The sequence below is a fragment of the Neorhizobium sp. PAMB6630 genome, from assembly GCF_058242775.1.
This window is the reverse complement of sequence record NZ_CM177836.1, coordinates 952,751-964,323: the sequence shown is the minus strand read 5'-3', so window position 1 is coordinate 964,323 and position 11,573 is coordinate 952,751. Positions and strand designations below refer to the sequence as shown.

At 61.5% G+C, this 11,573-nt stretch carries 11 protein-coding genes and 1 pseudogene; 8 read left to right on the top strand and 4 right to left on the bottom strand.

What is annotated here, in order from left to right; translation table 11 throughout:
* Positions 1–12 precede the first annotated feature (12 nt).
* The 6 genes and pseudogenes from AC4CWF_RS04515 (at position 13) to rcdA (ending at position 4,990) form a co-directional block, all read left to right on the top strand.
* On the top strand, positions 13–1,059 hold the full coding sequence (locus AC4CWF_RS04515; protein ID WP_491283943.1) for a sensor histidine kinase: 1,047 nt from the start codon (positions 13–15) through the stop codon (positions 1,057–1,059).
* 185 nt (positions 1,060–1,244) lie between these two features.
* A complete protein-coding gene (locus AC4CWF_RS04510; protein ID WP_491285211.1) occupies positions 1,245–2,513 on the top strand; it encodes a hemolysin family protein in 1,269 nt (422 codons plus the stop codon).
* The gene (locus AC4CWF_RS04505) at positions 2,510–3,094 is read left to right on the top strand and encodes a 5-formyltetrahydrofolate cyclo-ligase (RefSeq protein ID WP_491283942.1); all 585 of its coding nucleotides are present in this window, start codon (positions 2,510–2,512) and stop codon (positions 3,092–3,094) included. Before AC4CWF_RS04510 ends, AC4CWF_RS04505 begins: the two co-directional genes overlap by 4 nt.
* Before the next feature lie 10 nt (positions 3,095–3,104).
* Complete coding sequence (locus AC4CWF_RS04500; protein WP_491283941.1) at positions 3,105–3,929, top strand: TIGR00282 family metallophosphoesterase; 825 nt, start codon at positions 3,105–3,107, stop codon at positions 3,927–3,929.
* Between the two features lie 13 nt (positions 3,930–3,942).
* Positions 3,943–4,136: pseudogene (locus tag AC4CWF_RS04495) on the top strand (DUF1192 domain-containing protein).
* A gap of 344 nt (positions 4,137–4,480) precedes the next feature.
* On the top strand, positions 4,481–4,990 hold the full coding sequence (gene rcdA, locus AC4CWF_RS04490; protein ID WP_491283940.1) for a protease adaptor protein RcdA: 510 nt from the start codon (positions 4,481–4,483) through the stop codon (positions 4,988–4,990).
* Between the two features lie 97 nt (positions 4,991–5,087).
* Here the strand turns inward: rcdA and AC4CWF_RS04485 are convergent, their stop codons facing one another.
* Together AC4CWF_RS04485 and rpmE are read right to left on the bottom strand one after the other, a co-directional pair.
* The gene (locus AC4CWF_RS04485; RefSeq protein ID WP_491283939.1) at positions 5,088–5,966 is read right to left on the bottom strand and encodes a D-alanyl-D-alanine carboxypeptidase family protein; all 879 of its coding nucleotides are present in this window, start codon (positions 5,964–5,966) and stop codon (positions 5,088–5,090) included.
* Between the two features lie 150 nt (positions 5,967–6,116).
* Positions 6,117–6,338: a 50S ribosomal protein L31 gene (gene rpmE, locus AC4CWF_RS04480; protein ID WP_491283938.1), complete on the bottom strand. Its 222-nt coding sequence runs from the start codon at positions 6,336–6,338 to the stop codon at positions 6,117–6,119.
* Positions 6,339–6,520: 182 nt separating this feature from the next.
* On the opposite strand from rpmE, the gene AC4CWF_RS04475 reads away from it, so the two are divergent.
* Both AC4CWF_RS04475 and AC4CWF_RS04470 read left to right on the top strand, forming a co-directional pair.
* Positions 6,521–8,320, top strand: coding sequence for an ABC transporter transmembrane domain-containing protein (locus tag AC4CWF_RS04475; protein WP_491283937.1), 1,800 nt, complete (start codon positions 6,521–6,523; stop codon positions 8,318–8,320).
* A gap of 147 nt (positions 8,321–8,467) precedes the next feature.
* Positions 8,468–9,439, top strand: coding sequence for a Bug family tripartite tricarboxylate transporter substrate binding protein (locus tag AC4CWF_RS04470; protein ID WP_491283936.1), 972 nt, complete (start codon positions 8,468–8,470; stop codon positions 9,437–9,439).
* Positions 9,440–9,472: 33 nt separating this feature from the next.
* On the opposite strand, the gene AC4CWF_RS04465 is transcribed toward AC4CWF_RS04470, so the two are convergent.
* Positions 9,473–10,504 carry a peptidoglycan -binding protein gene (locus AC4CWF_RS04465; RefSeq protein WP_491283935.1) on the bottom strand — a complete coding sequence of 344 codons (1,032 nt, stop codon included), beginning with the start codon at positions 10,502–10,504 and terminating at the stop codon, positions 9,473–9,475.
* Positions 10,505–10,507: 3 nt separating this feature from the next.
* Entirely contained in the window at positions 10,508–11,551 is a 1,044-nt protein-coding gene (locus tag AC4CWF_RS04460; RefSeq protein ID WP_491283934.1) for a flagellar motor protein MotA, read from the bottom strand.
* Between the last annotated feature and the right edge of the window lie 22 nt (positions 11,552–11,573).

Below are 11,573 nucleotides of genomic sequence, written 5' to 3'. Positions count from 1 at the left end.
CCCGTGGAGCCGATGCCGCAGAAGACCATCCTTTATGTTGACGACGACGTGGCGCTCGGGCGTCTCGCGCAACGGTCTCTCGGTCGCGTCGGCTACTCTGTTAGCCATGTTATCGACGGTGAGAGCTGCCTTGCAGCGCTGGGCGCGCAGAAGTTCGATGCCGTGGTGCTCGATCATTATCTACGCACGGAGACCGGCCTCGATATTCTCCGAACCTTCCACAACCGGGGGATCACGGTGCCGACGATCTATGTCACCGGCTCCAGCGAAGCGACGATTGCCGTCGATGCCTTGAAGAGCGGCGCCTCGGACTATGTGATCAAGACCGTCGGCGACGAATTCTGGTCGCTGATGGACAGCGCGCTGACGCATGCGATTGCCACCGCCGAGCTTCGCCGCGCAAAGGAGCGCGCCGAACAGGAGATACGCCTGGGCAAGGAGCGCGCCGAGGTTCTGTTGGCAGAGGTCAACCATCGTGTGGCCAACAGCCTTGCGCTGGTTGCCGCCCTCATCCGCCTGCAGGCCACCAACAGCCGTGACGAAACCGTGCGCGAGGCGCTGTCGGAAACGCAGGCACGCATTTCCGCCATCGCCGGCATGCATCGCAGCCTCTACACCTCTGATGACGTGCGCCATGTCGAAATGAACAAATATCTCGGCACGCTGGTGCAGGAGGTGCAAAGCTCCGTCAATGTGGAAAGCCAGGGGCCATCGATCCGGCTCTCGGCGGAGCCCGTCTCGCTCACCTCGGACCGTGCCGTTTCCGTCGGCATGATTGTTACTGAACTTCTGACCAACGCCATCAAATATGCCTATCCGGCAGGCGTCGAGGGCGAAGTGCGGGTAACGCTCACGCGCCAGGGCGACAACGAGGCATTGCTTGCCGTCGAGGATGATGGCGTCGGGCTGGAGGAAGGATCGAGCCCGAAAGGCACCGGTCTTGGCAGCCGGATCGTGCGCTCCATGGCCACCACGCTGGGTTCCGCCATTCGTTACGTGCCCTGCGCCGTCGGCACACGCGCCGAACTCAGCCTTGAACTGGCGGCCAATCCCGGCTGATCCTGTTGCAATGCAAAGGCTGCGCCGCTAAGATTGCCGCAACGTCAGCCTGCCACTCCGCAAGATTTTTGTGCGGGTTTCGGCCGGCAGGATCGGCCGGTTAGCGTGCCGATCCGGGATCGCCGTGTATTGTGCGGCCAAGATCCCTGGCGATAACCGAAGAGTGTCTCTTGTTTACCGAAATTCTGATTGTCGTCTGCCTTACCATTCTGAACGGCGTTCTTGCCATGTCGGAACTGGCGGTTGTCTCTTCGCGCACCATCCGTTTGAAAATGATGGCCGAACAGGGCAATAAAAGCGCCGCCATGGCCATGCGCCTTGCGGAAAACCCTGGCCGCTTCCTCTCCACCGTCCAGATCGGCATCACGCTGGTCGGCGTGCTCTCCGGCGCCTTTTCGGGTGCAACGCTGGGTGCACGTCTGGCCGGCTGGCTACAGGAACAGGGGCTGTCGCCGGCCCTGTCCGATGGCCTCGGCGTCGGCACGGTGGTTGTCGCCATCACCTATCTGTCGCTGATCGTCGGCGAGCTGGTGCCCAAGCAGATTGCGCTTCGCGCCCCGGAAAATGTCGCCGCCCGCGTGGCGCCCGCCATGGTGATCCTGTCAAAAATCTCGCTTCCCCTCGTCTGGTTGCTGGATGCGTCCGGACGCGCGGTTCTGAAGCTTCTCGGCCAGCAGGGTCAATCGAACGACCGGGTGACAGACGAGGAAATCCGCAGCGTGCTTGCCGAAGCCCATAGCGCCGGCGTGATCGAATCGGAAGAATCCGCGATGATATCAGGCGTCATGCGCCTTGCCGACCGCACCGCCCGCGGCCTGATGACCCCGCGCCGCGACGTCGAAGTGATCGACATCGAGGACGATCTGTCCGAAATCCGCGAACAGTTGCGCAACACACCGCGCTCGCGCCTTCCCGTGCGCAACGGCTCGTCCGACGAAATTTTGGGCGTCCTGTTCGTGAAAGATGCCTATGAAGCGATCGTGCAGGGGGTCGACCTCGACATCCGCAATCGCATGCGCGAGGCCCCCGTCGTGTCCGACCTCACCGGCGCCATCGACGTAATCCAGGGCCTGCGCCGCACGTCTGCACAGATGGTGCTGGTCTATGACGAATACGGTCATTTCGAAGGTATCGTCACCTCCGGCGACATTCTGGAAGCCATTACCGGCGTCTTTGAGGAAGACAATGTCGATGAGCCGGCCGTCGTGCTGCGCGAGGACGGCTCCTATCTCGTGGCCGGCTGGATGCCGGTGGACGAGTTTGCCCACCAGATGGGCTTTCCCATGAAGGATGACCCCGATTACGAGACCGTCGCCGGCTTTGTGATTGATGAGTTAAAGCACCTGCCGCAGCTCGGCGAAAGTTTTGTCTGGAACGGCTGGTCCTTCGAGGTGATCGACCTCGACGGCCGGCGTATCGACAAGCTTCTGGTGCGCAAGCTGGCCGACGCATGACGGATAAGGTCCAGGAAAAGGTTCTGCTGCGCAAGGAGCGGCTTCTTGCGCGCGATGCCCTTGCCGAAGCCGAGCGCATCGAAAAAAGCCTGTCCATCGCAGACCATGGCGAGGCAGCGTTCCGCGCCGGGACGCCATTTTCCGTCGTCTCCGGCTTTCTGCCGATCCGCTCCGAGGCCGATATCCGGCCGCTCCTCTCCTCGCTGCGCCAGACCGGTGCCCGCATCACGCTTCCCGTCATCCTCGACAAGCAGACCATCGTGTTTCGCGAGCTGGTGCCCGGTGCCGAACTGGTGTCCATGGGCTTTGGCACCTATGGACCGGGGCCGGAAGCGGCCGTGCTCGATCCCGACCTGATGCTGGTGCCGTTGGCCGCTTTTGACGCAACGGGCCAGCGGATTGGTTATGGCGGCGGTTATTACGACCGCGCCATCGATCGTTTGCACAGAAAAGGCTTAAATCCCCGCCTCATCGGCATTGCCTTCGATTGTCAGGAAGTGGCATCTGTGCCGGCAGAACCTCATGACGTCCGGCTGCACGCGGTTTTGACCGAAAGTGGCCTTCGGCGTTTCAACACTTGATCGGATCGGCATGCGACTTCTTTTTCTCGGTGACATGGTAGGCAAGACGGGCCGCACGGCCGTATGGGATCGCCTGCCCGGCCTCGTCTCCGACCTCAAACTCGATTTCGTCATCGTCAACGGCGAAAATGCCGCCGGCGGCTTTGGCATTACCGAGGACATCTTTCTGGAAACCGTCAATGCCGGCGCAGACGTGGTGACCACCGGTAACCACGTGTGGGACCAGAAGGAAGCGGTCAGCTTTGCAGGGCGCCACGACCAGTTTTTGCGCCCGGCCAATTATCCAGCAGGCACGCCCGGCCGCGGCTCCGGCATCTTCTACGCCAGGAACGGCGCGCGCGTGCTGGTGGCCAATGTCATGGGCCGCGTCTTCATGCACCCGGAGCTGGACGACCCCTTCAAGAGCGCCGAAGCCATCCTTGCCGCCTGCCCGCTGAAGGAACAGGCCGACGCGATCATCTTCGATTTCCACGCGGAAGCCACCAGCGAAAAGCAGTGTTTCGGCCATTTCGTCGATGGCAGGGCAAGCTTTGTCGTGGGTACACACACCCATGTGCCCACCGCCGACCACCAGATCCTGAACGGCGGAACCGCCTATATGTCGGATGCCGGCATGTGCGGCGATTACGATTCCTCGCTTGGCATGGAAAAGGAAGAACCGCTTAACCGCTTCATCTCGAAAATGCCAAAGGGCCGTTTCGAAGCGGCAAGCGGCCCCGCCACCATCTGCGGCGTCGGCGTTGAAATATCCGATACGACGGGCCTTGCGGAAAAGATCGCGCCGCTGCGCATCGGCCCGCGGCTTTCCGAAACCATTCCGGAGTTCTGGCGCTGACGCGAGGTTTTTCATGAGCCTGTTTGACGACGACCGCCCCAAAAAGCCCTCGAAACACGAGATCGGCTCGGACCTTTCGCTGCTGTCGGTTCAGGAACTGGACGAGCGGGTGGCCCCCTTCTTCACGCGGAAATCGAACGTCTGAAGACAGCAAGGGCTGCCAAGGAAACCGGGCTGAAGGCCGCCGAAAACCTGTTTCGCAAGTGAACGCCACTCGCGGGAAGTGTTACCGCTGGGGTTCAACCAGAGCGAAGTTTAAATGTATATTAAGCATTTTCGTTGATGATCGGCATGTTCGGTTCTGCCGGACGCAGACGGTTTCTCCAGTCGGTGAATTGGTCTGATTTCTCCCTGTTTTACCTTGAGAGCCGCTTTTGCGGCTCTTTTTTTTGCAAGCCTGTGTAAACTGTGGGAATTAACCCTTCCTTAAGAATTGGCTTGCGGATTTCGGCTAGTGGTATCATCTTCACGGCATGAACGACGGGGCGCGGAACTTTTTGCCCGCTTCCGTCATTGCCTGAACAAGTGAATGCGTTAGCAGGATAATCTCGATGTCAGAACAGGTATTGAATACCGTCAGTTTCGCAGGCCGCGCCGCTAACTCGTCGCAGTTCAAAGCTCTGTATGCCGAGGGCATGTCGCTGGTGGAAGAAACCGCGGCCTATCTCGATGGCCCCGGCCGCGCTGCTTCAAAAGTGCTGCCGCGCCTTGCCACAGTTCTTTACGCTGCCGAGTCAATGCGCCTGACGACCCGCCTGATGCAGATGGCATCGTGGCTGCTCCTGCAGCGCGCCGTCAACAATGGCGAAATGAGCCATGACCAGGTTCTGTCGGAAAAGAGCAAGGTGCGCCTCGACGGCTTCAACGTCGACCGCATGGCACCGGGCTGGGGTGACCTGCCGGAATCCTTCCGCGATCTCGTCGAACGCTCGCTGCGCCTGCAGAACCGCGTCGCTCTGCTCGACCGCGAAATCTACCGTCCGAACGACACGATCGTTCCCGACAACGAAAACAGCGTCCGCGCCCAGCTCGATCTGTTGCGCACCGCGTTCACCAGCTGATCCATCGCCGGACCTATACGACAGACGAAAAAGCGGGCTTTGCCCGCTTTTTTGATTCTGTCGATCAACGGTTAGAGAGGGACGCTGCCCTTCCCTCTCAGGTCTTGGGCTTTGTCGTTTCGACCGCCACCGTCTTGCTGGACGGTGCCTTGGTGGCAACCGGAGCCGCTGGAAGAACGGCCGGCAGGTGCCGGTCCATCATCGCCATCATGTCCGCATCGCGCTCATGCGCGCTCTTGCCGCCCAGCACGACGCCGACCAGATGATGGCCGGCGCGATCCACCGAGGTGACGAGGTTATAACCGGAGGCATCCGTATAACCGGTCTTGATGCCGCTTGCGCCGGGATAGGCGTTCAACACGCCGTTATGGCCGCGCAGCTTCATGCCGCGAAAGGTGATGGTGCGGTTGGAGAAGAGCTTGAACTCCTCCGGATAATCACGCATCAGCGCCAGCCCGAGCTTGGCCATGTCTTCAGCCGTCGTCACCTGCTCAGGATCGGGAAGGCCGGCCGGATTACAGAACACGGTTTTCGACATGCCCAGCTGATGCGCCTTCTGCGTCATCAGCACACCAAAGCCTGCCTCGGAGCCGCCAAGCGTTTCGCCCATCAGCACGGCCGCATCATTGGCCGAAAGCACCACCATGCCCAGCACCGCCTCGCGCACGGTGATCGTGCGACCGGCGCCGACGGCAAACTTGAAAGGCTCCTTGTTATTGGCATTTTCCGACATCACCACCTTCTGGTCCCAGGCGAGACGGCCCTGATGCAGGGCCTCGAAGGTGAGGTAAAGCGTCATCATCTTGGTGAGCGATGCCGGATAGTTCAGCTCGTCGGCGTGATCCGATTCGAGCACCTTGCCCGTCTGCGCATCCATGAGAAACCGCGCCTGACCGCTGATAGCAGAGGATGTGCCGGCGGAGAGAAGACCGGCGGACAGGAAGGCGCACGCAACGAGACGGGAAAAGGGCAACATCAGAACCTCGAAACACGAAAAAGCCGGCTGCCGGCGAAGACAGCCACAGAAGAGTGAGGGATAAAACGTGAAAAACCGCCCGAAGAACATTCCCCGGACGGTTTCAAATACATCACGTCAACCGCACCGGGACAAGGCCCGATGAGGGGATCAGAGGCCGAGGCCGCCGAAGCGCTTGTTGAACTTGGAAACGCGGCCACCGCGGTCCATCAGCTGCTGGTTGCCGCCGGTCCAGGCCGGGTGCGACTTGGAATCGATTTCGAGGTTCATGACCTGACCTTCCGAACCCCAGGTGGAGAAGGTTTCGTATTCTTCGCCGTCAGTCATGACGACCTTGATCTTGTGGTATTCCGGATGGATGTTGGCCTTCATGACACTCTTCCTGTGTGCGGGGTCTATATGTCGCAATTGCAGCGAGAGACCCTATCCCATAAATGAAGCCGTAGACCGATCCGGCCACGGCTTCCCAATTCGATGCGGAGCCTATACAGGAAGGTCTCCAAAAGCACAAGTACCCGCGCCCGAGAGTTAACGGGCCAAAATACGGGGCCATCGTGAGCGATAGTCAGACCACCATCGACAAGAAACGCCGTTCGCCGCAACCCCTTCTGCGGCTCGCCCCATACGTACTCCGTTACAAGCCGATGGTGCTGGCGGCCTGCGCCTTTCTGACGCTGGCGGCCGCGACCACGCTTGCCTTGCCGCTTGCCGTGCGGCGCATGATAGACCACGGTTTTGCAGCCTCCGACGGCACCTTCATCAACAGCTATTTCGGCATGCTGCTGGGGCTGGCCGCGCTTCTCGCGATCTCCAGCGCCATGCGCTATTATTATGTCATCACCATCGGCGAGCGCGTGGTGGCGGATCTGCGCAATGAGGTGTTTTCGCGCGTCACGGCTTTGTCGCCGTCGTTCTTCGACGTCAACCAGTCCGGCGAGATCGTCTCGCGGCTGACAGCGGATACGACCCAGATCAAATCCGCCTTCGGATCTGCCGCCTCGCAGGCGCTGCGCAACACCATTCTCTGTCTCGGCGCCATGGGCATGATGATCCTCACCAGCCCAAAACTGTCGGCGCTGGTGCTGGGCGCCATTCCGCTCATCGTGTTTCCGCTGGTCGGCTTTGGCCGCTCCGTCCGGGGCCGCTCGCGCGCCGCACAGGATACGCTGGCCGCAACCTCGGCCTTTGCCTCCGAAACCATTGCCGCCACGCGCACCGTGCAGGCCTTCGGCGCTGAAAAGGCGTCCTCTGCCCGCTATGAAAGCGCCGTCGAACAGGCCTATCAGGCCGCCCGTTCGGCCATACGTTCCCGCGCGCTGCTGACGGGCTTTGCCATTCTCCTCATCTTCGGCAGCATTGTCGGCGTCCTCTGGTATGGCGCCCAGAGCGTGCTCGCGGGCACCATGAGCGCCGGCACGCTTGGCCAGTTCGTGCTTTATTCGGTGATTGCCGCAAGCTCGCTCGGGCAGCTGTCGGAAGTCTGGGGTGAGCTTTCGCAAGCCGGTGGTGCTGCCGAACGGCTGACCGAACTGCTGCGCGAGGAACCGGCGATCCGCGAACCGGCAAACCCCGTCAGCCTGCCGATGCCGGTGCGCGGCGAGGTGGACTTCGACGACCTCTCCTTTACCTATCCGTCTCGCGTGAACGGCGTAACGCTGGAGCACCTGTCCTTCAGGGTTCGCGCCGGCGAAACAGTTGCCATCGTCGGCCCGTCCGGTGCCGGCAAAAGCACGGTTCTGTCGCTCCTCATGCGGTTCTACGACCCGACGGGCGGCGCAATCCGGCTTGATGGCGTCGATCTTCGCCAGGCAAAACTTGCCGATCTGCGCGCCCGCCTTGCCATCGTGCCGCAGGATGTCACCATCTTTGCCGCAACGATCCACGACAACATCGCGTTCGGCCTGCCGAATGCCAGCCGCGAAGCGGTGCGTGAGGCCGCCATTGCCGCCCAGGCGGACGAGTTCATCACCCGCCTCGACAACGGTTATGACACCATGGCCGGCGAACGCGGCGTGACGCTCTCCGGCGGCCAGCGCCAGCGTATCGCCATTGCCCGCGCGATCCTCAAGGATGCACCGGTTCTGCTCCTCGATGAGGCAACCTCGGCACTCGATGCCGAAAGCGAAACGCTGGTGCAGAAGGCGCTCGACGGGTTGATGCAGGACCGCACCACCATCGTCATCGCCCACCGTCTGGCAACCGTGCTGAAGGCCGACCGCATTCTGGTGATGGATGGCGGGCGCATTGTCGAGGAAGGCACCCACAGCCAGCTGGTGGCCCGTGGCGGGCTTTATGCAAGCCTTGCGCGGCTGCAATTCGATGCCGGCATGGAAGGTTTTATCGCCGCGCAATAAACCCATGGCTCGATAACGGGGGTCAGCACGGCCCCCGGACCGACCGAAACAGACATTCTGCACATCCCTGCACCGGGACGTTGTGCGCGGCGCATTTTACCTCCATTGTGAGATGACAGCATGTCGTCATCTCTGGGAGGAGTTTCCATGTCACTGTTTAAATCCATCGCCGCAGCCGCCGTGTTTGCCGGACTGCTGGCGGCCGGCTCTGCACGCGCGGAATATCCCGAGCGTGTGATTACCCTCGTCGTGCCCTTTGCGGCCGGCGGATCCACCGATGTCGTGGCGCGCATCATCGCACAGCGCATGTCCACGGATCTTGGCCAGCAGGTCGTCGTACAGAATGTCGCCGGTGCCGGCGGCAGCCTGGGGGCCGGAAACGTCGCGAATGCGCAAGCTGATGGCTATACGATTCTCATGGGCACCGTTGCCACCCACGCGCTCAATCCGCTGATCCTGAAGCAGAAACCCTACGATGCGGAAAAGGATTTTGCGCCGGTTTCGCTGCTTGTCGTCGTGCCGAACGTGCTGGTGGTCAATCCGCAATTGCCGGCAAAGACGGTGGCGGAACTGCTGGCGCTCCTGAAGGCCAATCCGGACAAATATGCCTATGCGTCTTCCGGCAATGGCACGCCGCTGCATCTGTCGGGCGAATTGTTCAAGATCATGGCCGGCGTCAGCATGCAGCATGTGCCCTACAAGGGCTCAGGCCCGGCGCTGAACGATGTGATCGGCAACCAGGTGCCGATCATGTTCGACAACCTGCCCTCCTCCTCCGGCCATATCAAGGCCGGCACGCTGAGGGCACTGGCGGTCACCACGCCGCAGCGGGCGCCCTCCTTCCCGGATGTGCCGACCATCGCCGAATCCGGCATTCCAGGCTACGAGACCTATACGTGGAACGCGCTCTTTGCGCCGGCCAAGACGCCGCAGCCAATCGTTGCCCGGCTGAATGCCGCCGCCAAGGTGGCGATGGCCGATCCGGCCGTGGCGGAGCGCATGAAGGAATTCAGCGCCACCATCGTCGCCTCATCCCCGGAAGAGCTTGCGACCCATGTGAAAGTCGAAATCGCCAAATGGACGCCCGTGGTGAAAAACGCCAACGTGCAGATGGATTGATCTTTTTGTGACCCTGCAAGAGGACGGAGCGGATTACCGCTCCGTCAGCTTCAACTCGATACGCCGGTTCTGGGAACGGACATCCGGCGTGTCACCCTCGGCAATCGGCTGATATTCACCAAAACCTGCGGCGACCAACCGGTTGGCAGCAACACCCTTGGAAATCAGGTATTTGACCACCGACGTGGCGCGGGCAGAGGAAAGCTCCCAGTTGTCGCGGTAACGGCCGGAGCCGGATAGAGGCGCGTTGTCCGTATGGCCGTCGACGCGCAGCACCCAGTTGATCTCCGGCGGAATCTCTTGCGCCAGTTCCAGGATTGCGGTGGCGAGCTTGTCCATTTCGGCGCGGCCGGCATCATCCAGATCGGCGCCGCCGACAGGAAACAGCACTTCCGACTGGAAGACGAAACGGTCTCCGACGATGCGGATGTTCTGCCGGTCGGAGAGGATTTCGCGCAGGCGGCCGAAGAAGTCCGACCGATAACGGTTCAACTCCTGCACGCGCTGGGCAAGTGCGACGTTGAGGCGGCGACCGAGATCGGAAATGCGCGCCTGCGACGACTGGTCCTTGGCCTCAGACGCCTGCAGCGCCTGTTCCACGGCAGCGATCTGGGCCCGCAGTGCGGCAATCTGCTGGTTGAGCAGTTCCACCTGGCTCATGGCGCGGGCGCTGGCCTGCTGTTCCTTGGAAAGCTGGTCGGTGAGCGCGCCGACGCGGGCATTGGCGGCATCGCTGGAGCCGGCACCGCGTTCCAGAAGCGCCTGAAGGCGGGAGCGTTCGCTTTCCGATTGCGACAGCGACGCCTGGAGATTGGCAAGCGTATCCTCGACATCCTGCTTGCCGCTCTTTTCCAGCGCCAAAAGCTCTGTCAGTTCGGCGATCTGGCTGTTCAACTGGTTCAGCACCGTGTCGCGGCCGGAAATCTCGCGGCCGAGAATGAACTGCGCCAGCACGAACACCGTGAGCAGAAACATGATGGCCAAAAGCAGCGTCGACAGGGCATCGACGAAACCGGGCCAATAATCGACGCTGCGTTCACGCCGGCGGTTGCGGCCAAGGGCCATCGCTTATTTCCCCCCGATCTTGTCGGACAGGCGGTCGAGCGTGCGGCGCATGGCTTTCGATTCTTCCTGCTGCGCCTCGATCCAGTCGCGCAGCATCTGCTGTTCGTTGCGCATGTTCTTGACGAGGCCCTGAATGCCCTCGGCAAGGCTGTTCATGGCGGCCAACGACCGTTCGTTCTGGGCCGTTTCGGTCTTGGACTGTGCAGCGATCAGCTTGCGCAACTGGTCAGCAACGCGACGCAGCTCTTCGGCCGAGCCATCGGCGGCGGGCACGCCAGCGACCGGCAATTCGCCACCGACTTCGGTGACCGATGACAGCCAGTTTTCCAGCTCCGTATAAAACCGGTTCTGGGCGCGGCCGGCCTGCAGATCGAGAAAACCGAGAATCAGCGAACCGGAGAGGCCGAGCAGCGAGGAGGAAAACGCCGTGCCCATGCCGGAAAGCGGTGCCGTCAGCCCGCTTTTCAGCGCCGTCAGGATATCGTTGTTGTTGCCGGAGCTGGGATCGAGGCTCTGGATGACCTCGCTGATCGAGCCAATCGTGCCGATCAAGCCCCAGAAGGTGCCGAGCAGGCCGAGAAAGACGAGAAGTCCAATCAGATAACGCGAGATATCGCGTGATTCGTCGAGCCGGGTTCCGATCGAATCAAGGATGGAGCGCAGCATGTTGGTGGAAAGCGCCAGCCGCTGGCTTCGCCCGAGAAGCGAGCGCATCGGCGCCAGAAGCCGCGGATCGCGCCCGACGCGGTCGGCGCTTCCGGCGGCGCGGAACGAGTTGAACCAGCGCACTTCCGGAATAAGGCCCGCGACCTGCACGAAGATCAGGATCACGCCGATGGCGAGAACGCCGAGGATCAGGCCGTTCAGGCCCGGATTGGTCATGAAGGCCGTATGGGCCTGCCGATAGAGGATGGCCGCAATGAAGCCGATGATGATCAGGAAGATCATCATGGTCCAAAGGAACGGCACCGGGTTTGAAAGCTTGTAGCCCTGTGAGCGGGGTGCCAATTCCGAACCGTTCACATCCCCGAGGGTCTCATTCGCCATGGTGCACGCAACCTCTCCGCAT

Bases quoted from the DNA above. Each gene is read 5' to 3' on its own strand.
- AC4CWF_RS04515 (WP_491283943.1), top strand. From the start codon at position 13: ATGCCGCAGAAGACCATCCTTTATGTTGACGACGACGTGGCGCTCGGG.
- AC4CWF_RS04505 (WP_491283942.1), top strand. From the start codon at position 2,510: ATGACGGATAAGGTCCAGGAAAAGGTTCTGCTGCGCAAGGAGCGGCTT.
- AC4CWF_RS04500 (WP_491283941.1), top strand. From the start codon at position 3,105: ATGCGACTTCTTTTTCTCGGTGACATGGTAGGCAAGACGGGCCGCACG.
- rcdA (WP_491283940.1), top strand. From the start codon at position 4,481: ATGTCAGAACAGGTATTGAATACCGTCAGTTTCGCAGGCCGCGCCGCT.
- AC4CWF_RS04485 (WP_491283939.1), bottom strand. From the start codon at position 5,966: ATGTTGCCCTTTTCCCGTCTCGTTGCGTGCGCCTTCCTGTCCGCCGGT.
- rpmE (WP_491283938.1), bottom strand. From the start codon at position 6,338: ATGAAGGCCAACATCCATCCGGAATACCACAAGATCAAGGTCGTCATG.
- AC4CWF_RS04470 (WP_491283936.1), top strand. From the start codon at position 8,468: ATGTCACTGTTTAAATCCATCGCCGCAGCCGCCGTGTTTGCCGGACTG.
- AC4CWF_RS04465 (WP_491283935.1), bottom strand. From the start codon at position 10,504: ATGGCCCTTGGCCGCAACCGCCGGCGTGAACGCAGCGTCGATTATTGG.
- AC4CWF_RS04460 (WP_491283934.1), bottom strand. From the start codon at position 11,551: ATGGCGAATGAGACCCTCGGGGATGTGAACGGTTCGGAATTGGCACCC.